Annotated in this window: 18 protein-coding genes; 11 read left to right on the top strand and 7 right to left on the bottom strand. The window is 69.9% G+C overall.

The features are described 5' to 3' along the window. Positions 1-78 precede the first annotated feature (78 nt). The 6 genes from AB0K03_RS34040 to AB0K03_RS34015 all read right to left on the bottom strand — a co-directional run bounded on the left by AB0K03_RS34040 (position 79) and on the right by AB0K03_RS34015 (position 4,581). Positions 79-675: a hypothetical protein gene (locus AB0K03_RS34040; RefSeq protein WP_364693738.1), complete on the bottom strand. Its 597-nt coding sequence runs from the start codon at positions 673-675 to the stop codon at positions 79-81. Further along, positions 668-1,090, bottom strand: a complete 423-nt coding sequence (locus AB0K03_RS34035) for a hypothetical protein (RefSeq protein WP_364693735.1) — start codon at positions 1,088-1,090, stop codon at positions 668-670. The genes AB0K03_RS34040 and AB0K03_RS34035 overlap by 8 nt, the downstream gene beginning before the upstream one ends. A gap of 32 nt (positions 1,091-1,122) precedes the next feature. Further along, on the bottom strand, positions 1,123-1,743 hold the full coding sequence (locus AB0K03_RS34030; RefSeq protein WP_364693733.1) for a sigma-70 family RNA polymerase sigma factor: 621 nt from the start codon (positions 1,741-1,743) through the stop codon (positions 1,123-1,125). Between the two features lie 129 nt (positions 1,744-1,872). Next, positions 1,873-2,334, bottom strand: a complete 462-nt coding sequence (locus AB0K03_RS34025) for a hypothetical protein (protein ID WP_364693731.1) — start codon at positions 2,332-2,334, stop codon at positions 1,873-1,875. 833 nt (positions 2,335-3,167) lie between these two features. Then, positions 3,168-4,013 (bottom strand): DNA methyltransferase, encoded by an 846-nt coding sequence (locus AB0K03_RS34020; protein WP_364693728.1) that lies wholly within the window; start codon positions 4,011-4,013, stop codon positions 3,168-3,170. Further along, positions 4,006-4,581 (bottom strand): hypothetical protein, encoded by a 576-nt coding sequence (locus tag AB0K03_RS34015; RefSeq protein ID WP_364693725.1) that lies wholly within the window; start codon positions 4,579-4,581, stop codon positions 4,006-4,008. The genes AB0K03_RS34020 and AB0K03_RS34015 overlap by 8 nt, the downstream gene beginning before the upstream one ends. Before the next feature lie 261 nt (positions 4,582-4,842). Here AB0K03_RS34015 and AB0K03_RS34010 point away from each other — a divergent pair, with 261 nt between their 5' ends. Beyond that, positions 4,843-5,616 (top strand): hypothetical protein, encoded by a 774-nt coding sequence (locus tag AB0K03_RS34010; RefSeq protein WP_364693722.1) that lies wholly within the window; start codon positions 4,843-4,845, stop codon positions 5,614-5,616. A gap of 91 nt (positions 5,617-5,707) precedes the next feature. Here AB0K03_RS34010 and AB0K03_RS34005 read toward each other — a convergent pair whose 3' ends face one another. Further along, positions 5,708-6,532 (bottom strand): NYN domain-containing protein, encoded by an 825-nt coding sequence (locus AB0K03_RS34005; RefSeq protein ID WP_364693719.1) that lies wholly within the window; start codon positions 6,530-6,532, stop codon positions 5,708-5,710. A gap of 307 nt (positions 6,533-6,839) precedes the next feature. On the opposite strand from AB0K03_RS34005, the gene AB0K03_RS34000 reads away from it, so the two are divergent. The 10 genes from AB0K03_RS34000 to AB0K03_RS33955 all read left to right on the top strand — a co-directional run bounded on the left by AB0K03_RS34000 (position 6,840) and on the right by AB0K03_RS33955 (position 18,464). Next, positions 6,840-7,133: a pilin gene (locus AB0K03_RS34000; protein WP_092544575.1), complete on the top strand. Its 294-nt coding sequence runs from the start codon at positions 6,840-6,842 to the stop codon at positions 7,131-7,133. A 6-nt stretch (positions 7,134-7,139) separates the two neighbouring features. Continuing rightward, positions 7,140-8,036 carry a hypothetical protein gene (locus AB0K03_RS33995; protein WP_364693716.1) on the top strand — a complete coding sequence of 299 codons (897 nt, stop codon included), beginning with the start codon at positions 7,140-7,142 and terminating at the stop codon, positions 8,034-8,036. Next, positions 8,033-8,923, top strand: a complete 891-nt coding sequence (locus tag AB0K03_RS33990; protein ID WP_364693713.1) for a PrgI family protein — start codon at positions 8,033-8,035, stop codon at positions 8,921-8,923. The genes AB0K03_RS33995 and AB0K03_RS33990 overlap by 4 nt, the downstream gene beginning before the upstream one ends. A 41-nt stretch (positions 8,924-8,964) precedes the next feature. Then, a complete protein-coding gene (locus AB0K03_RS33985; protein WP_364693905.1) occupies positions 8,965-10,671 on the top strand; it encodes a helicase HerA domain-containing protein in 1,707 nt (568 codons plus the stop codon). Continuing rightward, positions 10,668-13,133, top strand: a complete 2,466-nt coding sequence (locus AB0K03_RS33980; RefSeq protein ID WP_364693710.1) for a type IV secretion system DNA-binding domain-containing protein — start codon at positions 10,668-10,670, stop codon at positions 13,131-13,133. The genes AB0K03_RS33985 and AB0K03_RS33980 overlap by 4 nt, the downstream gene beginning before the upstream one ends. A gap of 205 nt (positions 13,134-13,338) precedes the next feature. Next, on the top strand, positions 13,339-14,196 hold the full coding sequence (locus AB0K03_RS33975) for a replication-relaxation family protein (RefSeq protein ID WP_364693707.1): 858 nt from the start codon (positions 13,339-13,341) through the stop codon (positions 14,194-14,196). A gap of 326 nt (positions 14,197-14,522) precedes the next feature. Beyond that, the gene (locus AB0K03_RS33970) at positions 14,523-15,224 is read left to right on the top strand and encodes a hypothetical protein (protein ID WP_364693704.1); all 702 of its coding nucleotides are present in this window, start codon (positions 14,523-14,525) and stop codon (positions 15,222-15,224) included. Between the two features lie 90 nt (positions 15,225-15,314). Further along, entirely contained in the window at positions 15,315-15,902 is a 588-nt protein-coding gene (locus tag AB0K03_RS33965; RefSeq protein ID WP_364693702.1) for a hypothetical protein, read from the top strand. Between the two features lie 139 nt (positions 15,903-16,041). After that, positions 16,042-17,400 (top strand): helix-turn-helix domain-containing protein, encoded by a 1,359-nt coding sequence (locus tag AB0K03_RS33960; RefSeq protein ID WP_364693699.1) that lies wholly within the window; start codon positions 16,042-16,044, stop codon positions 17,398-17,400. A gap of 74 nt (positions 17,401-17,474) precedes the next feature. Continuing rightward, on the top strand, positions 17,475-18,464 hold the full coding sequence (locus AB0K03_RS33955) for a DUF932 domain-containing protein (RefSeq protein ID WP_364693696.1): 990 nt from the start codon (positions 17,475-17,477) through the stop codon (positions 18,462-18,464). Positions 18,465-18,594 lie beyond the last annotated feature (130 nt).

Raw genomic sequence — 18,594 nt, 5'->3', positions numbered from 1 at the left:
CGGGTTCCGGATACGACGACGGCCCGCCTTCTGGCGGGCCGCATTTGGTGCTTCGGGCGCCGTGTACGGCGGCCCGGGTCAGGTGGTCTCGGGCTTCGCGATCGAGCCGTCCCAGCTGAAGGTGGCGCCGACACGAGCCGGGTATCGCCCGGCGGAGCCCTTCAGGCCGAGCCGGTCGGGCGGGCGTGGCTCGTCGGTGCGGGGCAGCCGGCCGATCACCTGGGTGGCGCCGGGCGGAGTCCCCTCGGGGCGCAGTTCGTAGCGCTCGTGCACGCCCCTGACGTAGTCGATGTCAGAGTCCCGTGGGTGGTAGTCGCCGCGCAGGATGGTGCCGCCGAGCCGGTCGCAGCAGGCCACCGTGACGGGGTACCAGCCGGTCAGGGCGACGAAGACCGTGTGGCCGCAGGACAGGTCGAACTCGAACACGCACAACCGGTACTCCACGAGTTCCCCGGTGGCCGAGCTGGCGGACGCGGACGGCGTGCAGGGCTGGCAGATCGGGCCGAGGTCGGCCTGGTATCCGCTGTCACAGTGTTCGCAGACGATCCGGAGGCAGGCGCGGCATTCACCGGAGGCGACGTCGGTGAGGCTGGTGCAGCAGAATCCGCAGTCGCCGGTGAGGCATGCGTCGGTGTGCTGGCCAGGCCGGTGCTGGTGGCAGGGATGCTCACGCACGGTGGCTCCGGCGCAGGTGCTGGTAGACGGTGTCGGCGGTCAGTGCCTGGCCGGTGCGGTTGTCCGGGCTGTCGATGCGTCGCCATCCGGCGACCTCGCACGCCAGGAAGGTGGTGGTCTGCTCGGTGGTGATCCCGAGGACGTCGCCGGCCGACAGTGAGCGCAGTTTCAGCAGCCGGTAGGTGCAGGCGAGCAGGAAGTCCAGTTCGCCGCCGTCGGGGTATCCGCGGCGGCCCTGCAGGGTGTCGAGGTCGGCGTTGAACAGGGTGAAAGCCCAGTCGGCGATGGTCTCCGGGCTGGTGTCGGCGGGCAGGTCCCGCCAGTGGGAGATGACCTTGGTGAGGGTGTGGCCGGGCTCGTACGGGAAGAACCGGCTGTCGGTGTTGTGGTAGACGGCGATGTAGAACAGCGTCATGATCGTGCCTTTCACAGGTGTGGGAGCGGGATTCATGCCGTGACCGGCGCAGTGGCCAGGGCTGCTTGGAGGTGGCGCAGACCGCGCCGTTCCAGGTCGCGGACGGCATCGGTGCTGCGGTCCATGAGCCGGGCCGCGGCGTCGCGGGGGTAGCCGTCCACATAGCGCAGCTGGATCGCGCGGCGCTGGGCGGCGGTCAGCCTCGCCATCGCGTGGGCAAAGGTGATCCGCCCGAGCCGGTCAGGCGGTACGACGACGGCCGAGGCGGCGGGCACGGGCTCGTGGTCACGGACGGCGTACGCGGCGCGGACGTAGCGGCGCCGCGACCAGTCATGCTGGTTGCACGCCTTCGCCGCATGCCAGATGAACCAGCCGCGCACGTCGAGCAACGCGGCGTTCAGGTCCGCCAGGGCCCCGGTGAACGTCTCCTGCACGAGGTCGGGGATCGCGTCGCGGTCGCGGCCTCGCAGGCGCACGGCCACATACCGGGTAACCGGTTCCCGGAAGGTGAGGTAAAGCTGCGCGAACGCGTCACGGTCGCCGTGCTGGGCGCGGTCGAGCAGCGCGAGAACGTGCGGGGCTACGTCCGGACGCCGGCGGTGCGAAGGCACGGCGGGGTGGTGGCGTGGCGTACCGAGGTCGGGGTACGGCATGGGATTCCTCCATCCATCAGGGGGAATCCGGGCACGCCAGATCGGCCGTGCCCGGAAAAGGTGCGCGGGATTCGCGCGGTCGGCCGGGCACGGCCGAAGAGGTGAGGCGAGCGGTCAGACGGGAATCGGCTACTGCGTGAGTCCGTTGAGCCGCAGGTGCGCCTCTTTGAGGTGTCCCGCGACCAGCTCGCTGTTGGCGCCGGCTGCGCTGAGACTGTCGACAACGGCTCGCAGCGCCGCGGCCGGTGCATCGACGGAGCCGGGGAAGGCGCGGGCATCGGTGTTCGCGGCGATGCGCTGGATCGCCTGGGTCAGGTGCGCCTGCATCAGGTTGAGACCGCACACCAGCCGGGCCAGTTCGCCGAGATCGTGCAGTTCGGCGGCGTGAGTCATGATGTCGCCGAGGTGTTCAACAGCGAGCAGGCTGATGTAGGTCATTGCGACGGTGACCGGCGGATCCAGGCGCGCATTATCGCCGAGCATCTGCGCGAGCATGTTCACGACGTCTTGGCCGTCATCGTCGATCCCGGGACGATCCGGGACCTGCGCGTACCAGTCGGCACCAGGCAGGTACCAGGCGGGTTTGAGCATGTCGTCCTCCTACGGACAGCAGGAAGGCGGCCATCGGGTGATGGCCGCCGCTGGAAAATTGGGTGTGCGCTACCGCGCCCCGGCCGTGTCAGCGGAGGGCGTCAGCAGATGGGTGCCAGATCCGAGGCTGGCGGCGGCGGCCGACCGTGATGGTGGGCGCGATGCCGTCGCGCGGGGCAAGGGATCGGGACACAGAAAGAAGAAGGAGAACCTTCAGCGTATGAGGGACCGGGGGTCCCGGTGCTGGGCTGTCAGATCGGCCGACCTGGCAGAACCTGTCAGCCGGGCAGTCCCGCAGTCCCGGTCAGGTCCCTCGATCGGGCGGGACTGTGCGGGACATCGGCGAAGTCCCGCTCGACGGGACTCCTCCAGCCGGTGGGTCCCGCTTCGGTCGCCGAAGCGGAGCGGGACCCGCCGTCGGGACTCGTTCGGCGGCGGCCGATACGGCAGAGTCCCGCTCCGTAGGGACGTGCCGGGTAGCCTCACCGGTCACCGGCTATCGGCCAGTGACCGGTGAGACCGGGACCCTGACACGGGGCAGCAAACGGCGGGCAGGACAGCGCCGGGTCGCCCCTGTCAGGTTCCCGGTTCTGACCGGGTAGCACCTGTCAGGTTCCGGCTGCGCCGCCGTGCGGACCTGTCAGGTTGGGCACGGCGGCCAGCAACAGCCCGACGACCCCGGATGATGGCGATGCATTCCCGAACGCCCGCCCCGAAGCCGTGTCAGGCCGGTCAACGATGACAAGGCTTGCTCCGAGAAACAGAGCCTAAACTGCAAGAACTCCGGGATTGGCCGGACGAACCCCTTGGGTTGCTACGGAACTTCAGGATCTCTAGCAGCGGCGCAGGACCAGGACGTCCTCGTGCGCGATGAGGTGGACGGGGACGCCTTCGGCGCGGGCGCGGCGTACGGCCATGAGCCCGAACATGGAGGCGCGGTGCACGATCTGGCCGTCGCGGACGGCGGCGAGCATCGCCGCGCACCGCTGCACCGGGACCAGGCCGACCGACCGGGCGACGGCGAGTAGTTCGCCGGGCAGGTCGATCAGGTCGTCCCGCTGGCGGCGTACCGGGCGGCAGGTGATCACCACGGTCCCGCCGGGACGCAGGAGTTGATACGAGGCGGCCAGGATGGTGGCGAACCCGTCGAGTAAGCGGGACCATCCCGCGTAGGCGAGGTTCCCGCGTTCCCGGTCCCCGTACAGATGGTCCCGCTTGCGTACCCCGGTACTGTCCGCCCGTACGAGGCCGTGAGTCCCGCGCCCGTACGGCGGTGAGGTGAGCACGAGTCCCACCTGACCGACCGCAGACGCGGGGACCAGATCGAGCAGTCCGGTGGCGTCCCCGGTGATGACCTTCGCGGTGCCGGCGGCGCCCTGCGACGCGGCCAGAGTGATGTTCTGCTCGGCCATCGCAGTGAAGCGGGGCTCGATGTCGATGCCGATCGCGTCCCGGCCCAGATGCATGGCCTCGACCAGGGTGGTGCCGGACCCTGCCATCGGGTCGAACACGAGATCACCGGGCGCGGTGAATGAGCTGATCGCCTGGGCGGCCAGGTGCGGCAGCATCTTGCCCGGGTGGGTCGAGGTGGCCGGAACGTAGCGGCCCCGGCGCTGGTCACGTGCCGGTTGCTGGCAGGTCAGCCAGACCGAGGTGACCGGGAGAGTGTCGTCAGCCATCGCTGCCTCCGTTCTCCGCCGCGCTGCGGGTCATGATCAGCACGTCGGTGTGGATGTCGAGTTGGGTCTGCTGACCCCGTCGGGGAGGCCGGTCGGCCGCCACGACGTGCTGCAGGTACGCGAGCCCGGCCTTCTTGGCCGCGGTGATGACGTCGACGGGGAGGACGACGTCGCCGTGCGGCAGCAGGACGGCTACGCAGCCGCCCGGCAGCAGACTGGTACGGCACCGGTCGAAGAACTCGCCCGATGTGGTGGGCTCGCTCGGGGGCCAGCCGGTGACGATCAGGGTCGCGGTGTGCCAGTCCCAGCTGACCGTTCGGTTGTTCTGAAGGTGGCTGCGGCGCCGGGCGGCGATGATCGCGCGGGCCAGCTGCGGCCCGGCGGTGAGGTCGGTGATCAGGTCGGTCGGGTGGGTGAGGTTGTGGACGAGCCGCACGCCCATCGCGTTGGACATGGTCTCGCCCTGCATGGGGGCGGGAACCGGCCACACGGTGATCGGTACGGGCGGGTCGCCGGACACCATGTCCCCGACGGGAACCGGTGCCTGCTGGTGTTTTCTCTCGGTCATGGGCTTGGGTGGCCCCCGGACCGGCGGGCGCACTGACGATGCACAGATCCCGGTTGTCAGGCTGATCGAACTCGGCCTCGTCCTGTCAGGACCGGTCACCCCGACGACCCGACAGCCGCTCGGCGGGCGGCGAATCTGTCCGGAACGGTCACGACCTGTCTCGATCTGACAATCGCTTCCGGTGTCAGGCCGGGCTGTCCCAATCGGTGCCTCGGAGCGTTCGCACCGGGCGACGCGCTCCCGACCGAGGAGACACCGATCATGGCGACGACCCGCACGAAAACGGCCGACACCGCGTTGACCAGCGCGGAGAAGGCGTTCGAGTTGCTGACTTGTGAACCGGCTCCGCTGGTGTTCGACGCCCGGCCGGTGCCGGGCCTACCGGACACGACGATGCCGCTGGACCGGCTGCGCACCCTGCTGGTGTACGAGCGGTATGACAGCGACACCACCGACATCCTGTGGCGGCAACTCGCCCGCCACGCCCGTGAATGGGGACCGGCCTGGGTCGTCGGCGCGATCGGGGTCGCGCTGCCCGCCCTGACCCACCTCGCGGCGAAGATCAGCACCGGGCGGCCCCGGCTCGCCGACGACGTCGACTCCGAGGTCCTGGCTGGTTTCCTGGAGGCGCTGCGCACCACGGATCTCGACAAGCCGCGACTGTGGCTGCGGATGTGCTGGACGGCTTGGCGCGCCGGGGCCACCGTGATCAAGGACCAGGACAGTGAGGAACTACCGCTGGATCTGTCCACCGGCTCCCGTACCCCGCGCATGCCCTACGGCCACCCGGACCTGTTGCTCGGCCGGGCCGCCGCCGCCGGCCTGATCACCGACGAAGCCGCCGAGCTGATCAGCGCCACCCGCTTCGGCGACGCGCTGATCGAACAACTCGCCGCCGAACAAGGCACCACGGCCCCGGCGCTGCGGATGCGGCGCCGCCGCGCCGAACGAGTAGTCGCGGCCGCGGTCAGGAGCGGCGACCTGTCCGGCCCCTTCGCGCCGAGCGACCGCAGCACCAGCACGACGGCAGCATGAGGCGCTGCTGACATCAGCCAATCGAGGCCGCACCGAGCATCCGCTCGGTGCGGCCTCGATCCATTTCAGCCGACCGTCATCACCGGGCCGCTCACGATGGTGCGGCGATCAGGCGCACGGTGATGTCGTTACCGGAATGCCCTGCGGTGGCAACCCGGTGCGGCAGGCGGTTGAGAAAGTCGCGGAAGGTACGGCAGCCGTAGTTGGCCTGGTCGAACGACGGGTCCAGCACGAGCATCTTGTTCTTGACGGTGCCGGCGGTGGGAGTGTCGGTGGGGATCTGCTCGAAGGCGCGCACCAGCAGGGCTTCGGCCGCCGAGATGTCGAAGACGGCGGTCACAGCGGGCCTGGCGGCCGGTTCTACCTCGGCGACGACCGTGCCCCAGAACTTGTACTCCGAGCACACCGACACCAGCCGCTGGCTGGCGGTGGCTTGCGTGCCGACACCGACGACGTGTTTGCCGAACTCGCGCAGCCGGTGAACCAGTGGCGAGTAGTCGCTGTCTCCGGTGACCAGGATGAACACGTCCACATCAGGGTGGCTGATGAGGACTTCCATCGCGTCAACGGCCATGCGAATGTCTGCGGCGTTCTTCCCGGCGATGCCGTGGTGGGCGATTTGGACAAGGTCGACGCCGTTGTTGGCCAATGCGGGCTGGTAGCGGCCGAAGCCGGTGTTGGCCCAGTCGGCGTACGCCTTGCGGATCGAGGCGTTGCCGTAGAACCCGCGGCACAGGTGGGTCAGCGCCTTCGCGGGGATCGGCTCGCTCTGTCCGGGGAGGCCCTTGCCTGCGCCGCAGACCAGGTTCTCGAAGTCGATGAACACCGCCACCCGAGCCTCGGGCGAGTACCGCGTCAACGGCGGTGTCCGCATCCACCGCTCAAGCGATCTCTGCCTGGGGGTCACGTCGTCCATAAGCGCGCCTTCCCGTGCGTTCCGGATGTCTATCCGTCCTGACCGATCGTGTCAGCTCGTGACAGGAGTGGCACGAGTTCGATCTACCTGACAGCACGGATCTGGGCGGTGCATGTCATCCACGGCATGCCCGCCCGGTGGGGACCACCCCAGCGGCGAAGCTCCGATGGTCCGGCACGGCTGGCGCGGCGCACTGACACCGCAACCCTTCGCGACACGCGAGGAGGAGCGCCCCCACCGGACCTCACACGACCTTCGCCCCGGTCCCCATCGCGGCGGCCCCGCAGAACTCCTGTGGAGCCTCGCGATGCACACCAGTCTCACCCTTCTGTCCCTCGCCGCAGCAGCCGACGTGCCGCTAGCGGCGGCCAAGACCATCCCGCAGGTCATCGACGGCATCACCGGCTGGATCATGGGCATCATCGCTGTCGTCGCGACGATGTTCCTGGTCATCGGCGGCCTGCGCTACATGGCCGCCGGAGGCGATCCCGCCCAGGTCGAGCAGGCCAAGGGCAACTTCAAGTCCGCGCTGATCGGCTACGCGCTGGCGGTCTTGTCCCCGGTGGTCCTCGATGTGCTGCAAAGCATCCTCGGCGGCTGACCGATCATGACCGACTGGCTGATGGACGGCCTGGTCACCTGGCTCGCTGAGCAGGTCGTCGACCTGCTCAGCGGGCTACTGGCCCTGCTGGCCTCAACACTGTTCGCCTCCCCGGACGTCACCGTCCTGCCGCAGGTCACGTCGATCGCCGACAAGAGCGCGCTGGTCGTCGACTCCTGCTTCGTTCTCGCCATCATCGCCGTGGGCATCGCGACCATGACCGGTGACTCGGTCCAGATGCGCTACGGCATCAAAGAGTTGATCCCGCGCCTGGTAGTCGGTTTCTTGCTCTCCGCGTTCTCCGTGCCACTGACCGGACAGCTCATCACCATCGCCAACGCGCTCACGACCTCCATGAGCGGCACCACGGCACCGACCACGGAGACCGTCGACTTCGTCAAGGCCCGCATCAACGCGGCGTTGGACGACGACGGCAGCGCGCTGCTGATCGCCATCATCGGCCTGCTGATCGTCGTGCTGATGGCCATGCTCATCGGGAGCTGGTTCGTGCGTGTCGGCGTGCTGCTGGTCCTCGCCGGGATCGCGCCGGTGGCGCTGGCCTGCTACGCCACCCCGTGGACCCAGGGCGCGGCCGACCTGTGGTGGCGTTCGCTCGGCGGCTGCCTGGCCACCCCGGCGCTGCAAGCCGTCGCATTCACCACCGGCATCGACATGGTGATCAACCCGGACTCGAACCTGCCGATCGTCCTGGGAGTCAAGGGTTCGGACACGTTCAACCTGGTGCTGGTCGTCGTGATGCTCTGGCTCACGATCAAGATCCCGTCGCTGGTAGGCCGCTACATAACCCGTAAGGGCTCGCCCAACATCGGCGGCTTCCTGCTGCGGGTCGTGGTCATGCAGGGCGTCGCCCGCCGTATTCCCCTGCTGCGGGGTGGGCGATGAGCAACGAGGACACCACGCCGCGCGCGGTGGTACCGGCGAACGTCTCCGAACCGGACCGCATTGCCTTCGGGCTGACCTTCCGGCAACTCGCCATCATCGGCGGTCCCGCCCTGGCCGGGTTCAGCGCCTACCGCACCTACGGCCCGCTCCTGCCGCCTGCGGCCTGGATCGCCGCCGGGATCATCGTGTTCGCCGTCGCTGTGGCGCTGGCCATCGGCCGCCGCGACGGACTGCCGCTGAACGTGTGGCTGAAGCACGGCTTCACGATGTCGCACAGCCCGCGCACTCTCGCCCCCGGCCAGCCGAGAGCCAGCTCGGTCGCCGCCGTGGCCGGCAAGCCGAGCATCCCGGCGCCGCTGCGCTCCCCGGTTACCAGCATCAGCCCGGCCGGAGTGCTCACCAGCGAAGGCACCGCGAAGGTGCTCATCGCCTGCGGCACCACGAACATCCATCTGCGCACCGGCGGCGAGCAAGGCGCGCTGCTGGACGGGTTCGGCCGGTTCCTCAACTCGCTGACCGGCCCGGCGCAACTACTCGTCGCAGCACAACGGCACGACCTGAGCGGGTACGCGCAGGCGACCGCCGACGTCGCGCCGCGCCTGCCGCACCCGGCACTGGCGTCCGCCGCCGACGACTACGCCGCATTCCTGCTCGATCTGGACGCCGAGCGGGATCCGCTGCGCCGCCAGGTCCTCGCCGTGGTCACCGGCGAGCACGCGGCCGACGCCGCGGTACGCGCGCTGTCCGGCCTCGGTGTCGAAGCCGCCGCGCTGGACGGGCCGGCCGTCGCCTCGGCCATGGCCGCCGCCGTCGATCCCTTCAACCCTCCGGTGCCTGGCCCGCGTGCGGTGCCCGGCGCCCCGATCACCGTACGGAGCATGTCGTGAACCTGCTGAAGACGAACAAGAACCTCGCGGCCGGGGCGGACATGCCGTCCCCGGCCGCGCTGACGGTCACCCCGGCACACGTACGCGTCGGGGACGGCTACGCCGCCACGTTCGTCGTGTGCGGCTACCCGGCCGAGGTCGGCCCGGCCTGGCTCGACCCGTTGCTGTCCTACCCGGGCCGGGTCGATGTCGCGGTCCACATCAGCCCGGTCGCGCCGCAGCTGGCCGCGCCGATGCTCAAACGCCAGCGTGCCCGCCTGGAATCGTCGCGTCGTCTGGACGCTGGTAAAGGCGGCCTCGGCGACCCGATGACCGACGCCGCAGCCGCCGACGCCGCTGACCTCGCCGAACGGGTCGCCCGTGGGGCGGCGAAGCTGTTCGAGACCGGCATCTACGTCACGATCCATGCCCGTGATCTGGACGAGTTGCGCACTGTCACCGCGGGGGTGAAGTCGGCCGCCGCGTCCGTCCTTCTGGACCTGCAACCGGCCACGTTCCGCCACCAGCAGGGCTGGATCTCGACCCTGCCGATGGGCGTGGACCCGCTACGGCAGCGGCGCATCCTCGACACCACCGCCCTGGCCGCGGCGTTCCCGCTTGCCTCGGCCGACCTCGCCGCCCCGGCCCCCGGCACCGTCACCGCCCCGGACGGTGTGCTCTACGGACTGAACACCACCAGCAACGGCGTCCTGCTGTGGAACCGGTGGACGCAGGACAACCACAACAGCGTGGTCCTGGCCCGCAGCGGTGCGGGCAAGAGCTACTTCGTCAAACTCGAAGTCCTGCGCAACCTCTACCAGGGCACCACGGTCTCAGTCATCGACCCGGAGGACGAGTACACGCCCCTCGCGGAACACGTCGGCGGCACGGTCGTGCAGCTCGGTGTGCCCGGGGTACGGGTCAACCCCTTCGATCTACCCGATGACGACCGGCCCGACACACTCACCAGACGCGGCCTCTACCTACACACGCTGATCGCGGTAATGCTCGGCGCAGCGCCGCCGCCGGCCGAACGAGCCGCCCTGGACCGGGCCATCACCGCCACCTACGCGACGGCCGGGATCAACGCCGACCCGGCCACCTGGAGCAGACCCGCCCCGCTGCTGCGCGACCTCGCCGCGACGCTAGCCACCGACACCGATCCGGCCGCCGTGCAGCTCGCCGCCCGGCTCGCGCCGTGGACAGTCGGGAACTTCTCCAGCTTGTTCGACGGCCCCACCACCGCCGTCCCGGGCGGTCACCTCGTGGTCTGGTCACTGCGGCACCTGCCAGACGAACTGCGCACGGTCGGCACGCTGCTCGCGCTGGATTCCATCTGGTCGAGCATCGACGCTCCGGCCACCGGTTCGCGCCGGCGGCGGCAACTCGTCGTGGTCGACGAAGCCTGGCTGCTGATGCGCGACGGCGAAGGCGCACGGTTCTTGTTCCGCATGTCCAAGGCCGCCCGCAAGCGCCTCGCCGGGCTGTGCGTGATCACCCAGGACGCCGCCGACGTCCTGTCAACCGATCTCGGCCTGGCCGTGGTCTCCAACGCCGCGACCCAGGTGCTGATGCGCCAGTCCACCCAGTCGATCGACGCGGTCACCGACGCATTCGGGCTCACGGCCGGGGAGGGCCGGATGCTGCTGGCGGCATCACGCGGAGAGGGCCTTCTGGTTGCCGGCCGGTCGCGGATTCCGTTTCGCAGCGTCGGCTCCGCCGCCGAACACAAGATCGCTGTGACGGGGATCGGGGAGGTGGGCGCATGACCACCGCACCGACCTGGCCCGCCGACCTCGGCCACTGGGTAGTCGCCCGGCCGTGGCTCGGCCTTATCGCCGCCGCGCTGGTCGTGGCTGCCGTGTTCGGTCACGACCAGGTGCTCAACTGGCGGCACCGCCGGTTCGTCACCGGCGCGCGCTGGGTGACGATCGCCGCGCCGCCGGAGGTCACCGCTGAGGCCGCCGCCGCGTTCTGGACCACCCTGATGGGCGTGCTCACGCCCTCGGTGTGGCGACGCCGGATCTACGGCTACCCGCACGTCGGCTGGGAATACATCTGGACCGGCCGCGCCCTGGCCATCCGGGTGTGGGTGCCCGGCACCGTCCCGCCCGGCGCGGTCGAAGCCGCCGTCCGCGCGGCCTGGCCCGCCGCGACCCTGACCGTCGCCGACGCGGGCGCGCCGATCCCGGCGAAGGTGGGTGAGCAGGCGGGCGGGGCGCACTGGCCGCAGCACGCCGACGTCCTGCCGCTGCGCGTCGAGCACGACGCGGACCCGTTGCGGGCGCTGCTGTCGGCCGGGGCCGAGGTCTGGCACCGCGAGTACGCGTGCGTTCAGGTCCTCGCCCGGCCCGCGTCCGCACGGCGCGTGCGGGCGGCCCGCCGGTCGGCGTCCACCTCCACCAGCGATCCGCATGGGCGGCCCGACCCGGCGACCCGCGTCGCCGCAGGTGCGGCCCGGCTGGCGATCGAACCGCTGTTGTGGTTGCTCGAGGTATTCCTTCCCGGCCCCTCCCGGACTACCACCACCGCCCGCACGGTCTCCCGACCGGAGGTCAGGGATCCGGTCGCCGGGGCTGAGGCGCGCACCGTAGTGGAGAAGGCGGTGCGGGTGCCGCACTTCGAGATCGCGATCAGGTTCGCGGTCGCCGCGCAGGCGGACAGGACGCCGCCCACGCCGCAACGGGCCGAAGAGGTCCGGCGGCGGCTGATCGGGCTCGGGCACACGATCGCGTCGGCCGCAGCGGCGTACACCGGCCCGAACCGGCTGCGCCGGATGAAGATGCCGCACCCGGTCGCCACCCTCTCCGGGCGGCGCCTGAGGCGCGGGTTCCTGGCCACTGTGCCGGAGCTCGCGGGAATCGCCGCGCTGCCGCAGGACTTGGCGGTGCCCGGATTGGATCGGGCTCGGGCCAAGGCGGTGCCGGCGCCGGTGCAGGTCCCGAGTGGTGGCCGGGGTGTGAAGATGCTGGGTCGCTCGCAGGTCGGCAACCATAAGGTCGGGCTCAAGGTGGTCGACTCGCGGCAGCACATGCACATCGTCGGCAAGACCGGCGTCGGCAAGTCGACCTTGCTGCTGAATCTGATCCTCGGCGACATCAAGGCCGGGCGCGGGACCGTGGTCATCGACCCACGTGGGGATCTGATCAACGACGTCCTCGACCGGCTCCCGGCCTCCTACGCCGACCGCATCCACATCATCGACCCGGACCAGGAGAACCCGGCGTGCTTCAACCCCCTCGATGACCAGGGCGATCCGCATCTGGCGGTGGACAACCTGGTGGGGATCTTCGCGAAGATTTTCCAAGGGCAGTGGGGGCCGCGGATGGACGACACGATGCGCGTCGCCTGTTTGACTCTGATGCGGCACGCCAAACCCACGTTGAGTCTGGTGCCGTCGCTGCTGCAGGACCGGCAATTCCGCGGCCGGTTCACCCAGGGCCTCGACGACCCGGACGGGCTCGGCGGGTTCTGGCTCTGGTACGACGGCATCAACGAGCAGTTCCGCGGGCAGGTCATCGCACCGGTCCTCGCGAGGCTCAGAGCGTTCCTACTGCGGGATTTCGTCAAGAACGTGATCGGCAACGCCCACTCGTCGTTCGACATGGGCCGTGTTCTCGACGGTGGGGTGCTGCTGTGCCGGCTGCCGAAAGGCCAACTCGGTGAGGAGACCAGCCGGATCCTCGGCTCGCTGATCGTCGCCCGGGTGTGGCAGGCCGCCATCGCCCGCGCCGCGATCGGTGAGGACCAGCGCAAGGACGCCACGCTGTACGTGGACGAGGTGCAGAATTTCCTCACCCTGCCGGGTTCGGTCGGGGACATGCTGGCCGAGGCGCGCGGGTACCGGCTGGGCCTGGTGATGGCCCACCAGGACCTCGCTCAGCTGCCGAAGGACGTCGCCGCGGCGATCAGCGCGAACGCCCGCACCAAGGCGATCTTCAACGTCGACCCGGCCGACGCGCGGGAACTGTCGCGGCACACCAAACCCGAGGTGGACGAGCACGACCTCGCCCACCTCGACGTGTTCACCGCCGTGGCCCGGGTGCTGGTGGACAACCGGGAACTCCCGGCATTCACCTTCGTCACCAACCCGCCGCCGGAACCCGACGGGGAACCGACGGCGATCCGGCAAGCGTGCGCCGCCGCGAACACGCCCGCCGGGGAGGAGCCGCCGATGCAGCAGCTGGCGCGCACGGTCATGAAGCGGCGTATGACCGACCGGGACCGCTGACCACCGGCTGCGTCCGGGGGCTCGTCCGGGTGCGGCATCGGGGGCTCGTCTGGGGGTGTCTGCGACACGAGGCCCCAGACGAGCCCCCTACCCGTCGCCTGTCAGGTTCCTGAGCTGGGCAAACAGACCTGACGGCCATCCGGAATCCAAGATCCACACGTCCAGACTCCCTACAGGGTGTCCTTCTCCCACCGGGGTGACGTCTATGCCGCTCTCTCGTACGGCCAGCCTGCTGGCCATCTATCCCCACATCACCAGCCGTGACCGGCTCCTGCTCCAGCTCCTCGACGGCCACCAGGTCCTGACCACCGGCCAGATCCACCGCATGCTGTTCACCGCGCGGCGAACCTGCCAGATCCGGCTCAACGAGCTGGCCGCCCTCGGCCTGATCGAACGGTTCCGGTTCCCCCGCGACGGCGGCGGCAGCCAGCCATGGCACTGGACGCTCGGCCACAACGGACAACGCTTCCAAGCCGCCGCCCACCAACGGCCCGAGCCCACCACCCGATCAAGCAACCAGACCGTGCAACGGCTGTCGGCCAACCCGCACCTGACCCACCTCGTGCTGACCAACGAGTTCTTCGTGCGTCTGATCGAGCATGCCCGCCGGCACGACGAAGCCCGCCTCGACCGGTGGTGGTCCGAGCAGGTCACCCACAAGCAGTTCCGGACCATCACCGCCGACGGGCACGGCCTCTGGACCGCCGGCGCCGTCACAGTCGGCTTCTTCCTGGAGGCCGACACCGGCAGCGAAGCCCTCGGTAGCCGGGTCGTGGCGAAACTCGACAAGTACGCGACGTTCATCCGCGACAGCGGCGGCACCCGATACCCGGTGCTGTTCTGGCTCGGCAGCGAGCAACGCGAAGAACACCTGCACCGGCTTCTACCCGGCCAGCACACCGGCGTCCCGGTCGCCACCGCCACCCACGCCGCCGATCCCGCCGCCCGCGTCTGGCTCCCGCGCGGCTCCACCAGCCGGGTCTCCCTGGCCGAGCTGCCCAGCGACCACGGCCAGCCCATAGCGGGCAACCCGAACCTCGCAGGCGGCGTCTTCCGCGCCTGACAGCCGCTGACAGCTGCACGGCTCGACCTGTCAGCCCAGGTCACGGGCATGATCGCGAATCCTGACAGCGGCGGCGCTGTCAGATCACGAAGCTACGGTGCAGCTTCTTCTCTTATCTCTTTTGTTCGCACCGCCGCCCGTCTCGACCCGCCTCGCGGGACTGCCCGTGCCCGGCCCAGCTCACCCATAGCCCACCTTCTCCGGTCGGCTCGTGATCTGCGCCCCGCGCATTCCTTTCGGCAGCTTCCCGCCGGTCCAGACGCCGCGATCCGGTGGCACCACCGCGCATCACCACCCCCAACCCGCTTCGCGAAGGGAGCACCGCCATGCCCACATCCGCCCCGCTGACCGACCAGATCGTCACCGTCTGCTTCAACCCCGGCGAGGACGCCGACTGGTTCGCCGCCAGTGAGAAGGTCAACGACCTCATGAACGCCAACGGCACCCCCGCCCGCCGGTTCCGCGTGCGGCACCGCAAGTTCATCGGCTGGCTGACCCGATTCCTCGGCTACTACCTGCTCGACGCCGCCCGCAAGTTCGGCGCCATCACCCTCGCCGCCGGAGGCCGTAAGAGCCGACTCGATCTGTCCGGCATGTCCATGATCGCCGCGAACGAAGCCGTCGCCCGCTGGCGAGCCTGGAACTACCACATCAACGCCACCACGAAGCCCGCCCGGCTCTGGGAGGACTTCCTCGCCCAGCACCACGCCGAACCGGCCAAGGTCAGCCTGGCCGAGGCCCGTCGCCGCTTCGAGCAGCAGCCCCGCGTCCTGGCGATGCTCGCCTTCAACGGCGGCCACGTCTTCGACCCGTACGAGTTGTCGCTCTACCAGGCCGGCGAGGCCACCTACGCGGGCCTCTACTGGCGAGCCGCACTCGTCGGCGACGCGCTGATCACCACCGACGGACGCATCATGCGGCCCGCCACCACCACCGCAGCCGACCGGCTCCGGTTCCTCAACGAGGCGTGCATGTACCTGCGCACCCTGCACAACCGCGCACGCCTGTGCGCCGTCGCCATCGCCTGACACACCCCCTCCACCACACCTCGAAGACCGGCCGCAACGCAACTGCGGCCGGTCTTCGGCGTGCCCGACCCATGTGAAAGGAGACCCGTGATGTACCTCGACCTGGTGGAGAGGTGGATTGTCCGGACCACCGGGCGGACCCTCGACCAGCACGCCGCCGATCCCGTCCCGGCCGCCGCAGCGTTCCCGGCATCCGCCGATCAGCTTCGCCTCGCCCGCGAGGTGCTGCTCACGGCGGTGGACGAGTTGCGGACTCTGCTCATCAACGGCGACGACCTGAACAGTTCGCCCACGGTGCTGGCCGGCAGGCTCGACGAGATCAGCGGCCACGTCAGCGACTACCACGGTGCGCGCATTCACCTCGACCGGCTCATCACCGATCCCGACCGCACCGGACACGTCGCGACGAACCCGGTGCAGCCGGTCCGGCGACGCTACGTCAACCCCGGCGACACCGTCCTGATCGTCCTGCCGCACCACGACTACCTGCGCAAGCAGAAGATCGCCGGACGAGCCGTACGGGCTCAGATCAACACGGCCGACGTCGAACTCGACCCCGCAGAGTTCCCCGGCCCCGTTCGCCTGGCCCACGGCATCGCCGGAATCTACCGCGACCGCGTCGAGGACCGCCTCTACCACCTGCGCGCGTCCGGCGAACGCCGGATCTCCCGCCGCTGATCACCCCGGCCCATTCACGCCGGGCGTTCACCCCTCGATTCGCGTGTGGCCACCCGTTGGTCGCACGTGCCGTCGAGAACCATCCCCAGCGCCGTCCGGTGCCGGGGCGTCACCCCTTATTCCCGAGGAGGGAAACCCCATGCAATTGCAGTCCCTGACGCCTGCCACACAGGCCGTCCTCACCGCGCTGGCCGAACTCGGCCAGGGCAACGTCCACGAGCTGGCCGAGAAATCGGGCAAGGCCCGGTCCACCACCGACAAGGCCATCCGGACCCTGGCCGACGCCGGTCTGATCGTCGAGATCGACCTCGGCGGCGACGCGGCCGAGGGCACACCCGCCCGCTGGACCCTGTCGGACGACACCGCCGCCGCGCTGGACGCGGCCGACATCGCCGACGAGAACACCGCCGGCCCGGACGAGACGTCAGACGAGCCGGATTCCGACCCGGCCGACGAGGCAGCCAGCGACGAGATTTCGCCGACCGGCGACGACACCCCGTCCCCGGGAACCGGTGATCCCGGCGACGAGGCCACCGGTAAGCAGGACACGCCCGACGGCGACGGCCACACCGACGAGGACGACGCTGATGAGGCCGAGGACCAGGACGACGAGGAGGAGGACACGGACGCCCCGGCCAGGGGCGAACCGCGTGCGGTCGTCGCGCCGCCCCGCCCTGGCGACCGCAAGGTCATGGCCATCAAGGGTGTCCTGGCCGAATTCGGCGACGACGGCGCGACCGTCGACATGATCGTCGCCGAGAGTGGCATCAGTCACCCCACCACCGTCCGGCTGCTCGACGCGATGCAGCAGGCCGATGCTGCCCGCCGCCTGCCGCCCAAGACCGGCCAGCCTGGGCGGTGGATCGCCGGACCGACCAAGGCCAGCGAGGTCGATCCGAACCCGGAGCCGCCGCGCTGCGCCCTGTGCTTCCAAGTGATCCGCGGTGTCACGAGCACCCCGACCGCCGTCGCCGCGGTGCAAAGCCTGATCCGCACCGACGGAACCCTGCACATCCTCGGCCCGGACGACGAGGTCCACGCCGTGAAACTGCCGACCCGGCTGGCACCGCGCACGCTGAACAACACCCCGAGCACCCTGGGGCACCGCAACGACGCGACCGCCAACACCGACGGCAACCAGCCTTTCCAGCGCGGCGAGTTGGAGAAGCTGACCGTCGCCGAACTGGTCGCCCGCCCCGGCCGGCCGATGACTCCGCAGGAGATCGCCACCGCGATCAGCGCGAAGCTGGGCGGTCGCAACGTCAGCTCCGGCGCCGTGCGCAACAACTGCACCAAGGCCGCCGCCGCGGGCAACATCCTGCTGGTCTCCGAAGCGCCGCTGACCTTCGTCTTCCCGAAACCCGTCGTCAACGACGACACCGCCGAGGACAAGACGGAAACCGAGCACACCGACACCGGCGACACCGACGACGCAGGCGACGACCAGGCCGAGCAGACCGACAACGACCAGGAGACCAGCGACACCCAGCAGTCCTGACCGATTCCCATCCTCGCGGGGCCGAGCGCACATGCGCCCGGCCCCGCACCCGTTTACGAAAGAAGGAGAACCCTGTGCCACACGAACTCGAGCAATTCGCCGACGGCAGCACCGCGTTCGCCAGCGCCCGCCTGTCGGCCTGGCACCGGCTCGGCACCGTCACCCAGAAGACCATGAAGGCCGAAGAGATCATGGCCGCCGCCAAGCTCGGCGACTGGGGCGTACGGACCATCCCTACGGTCGGCATCGACATCGTCAACGGCGTCGAGGTGCAGATCCCCGCCGACGACAGGCGGATGACCGTGCGCCGCAACCCGGTCACCGGGGCCACGGAGTATCTGGGCATCGTCGGCACCGACTACACCGTGGTCCAGAACGAGCAGTGCGCCGAAATGCTAGACCAGCTCGTGGACCAGGTCGGCGGCGCCCACTTCGAAACCGCCGGCAGCCTACGCCGCGGCAAAAGCGTGTTCGTCACGATGAAGCTGCCGGACGCAATGACCATCGCCGGAGTCGACCGGATGGACCTATATCTGATCGGCACCACGTCGCATGACGGGACCGCCGCGCTGCGGGTGGACGCCAGCCCGATCCGGGTCGTGTGCGCCAATACCCAGCGAGCCGCGTTCGCGTCAGCGGTCGGGCACTACACCTTCCGGCACACCAGCAACGTCGGCTCCCAGATCAGCCAGGCCCGGGAGGCGCTCGGGCTGATGTGGAAGTACATGGACACCTTCGAGCAGGCCGCCGAGCGGATGCTGAACACGACGCTGACCATGCGCGAGTTCGAGAAGGTCGTCGGACAGGTGTTCCCGGTCAAGGACAACGCGTCGGAGACCACCAAGCGCAACGCCAAGCAGCGGCTCGGCACGTTGAAGTACCTGATCACCGAGGCCGATACGCAGAAGGCCATCAAGGGCAGCCGGTGGGCCGGATACCAGGCCATCACCGAGTACCTGGACCACTACCAGCCCGCCAAGGACGACCTCGTGCGCGCCAACCGCGTGCTGACCGGCGCCACCGGCGATCTCAAGCTCGTCGCCTTTGACCTGCTGAAGGTCTGAGTACCGCCACCTTTCCACCCGCCCGGGGCGGGGGGGTGGGCCGGGGGGGGGACGCCCCCCCGCGCCCCCCCCCAACAAACCACGCAGGTACGCCCGCGACCCACACCACCACCAAAACCGCCCCCCCCCC

It is taken from the genome of Actinoplanes sp. NPDC049316 (assembly GCF_040677315.1).
Classification (GTDB): domain Bacteria; phylum Actinomycetota; class Actinomycetes; order Mycobacteriales; family Micromonosporaceae; genus Actinoplanes.
The sequence above is the reverse complement of the archived record's forward strand: the minus strand, read 5'-3'. Positions and strand labels throughout refer to the sequence as shown.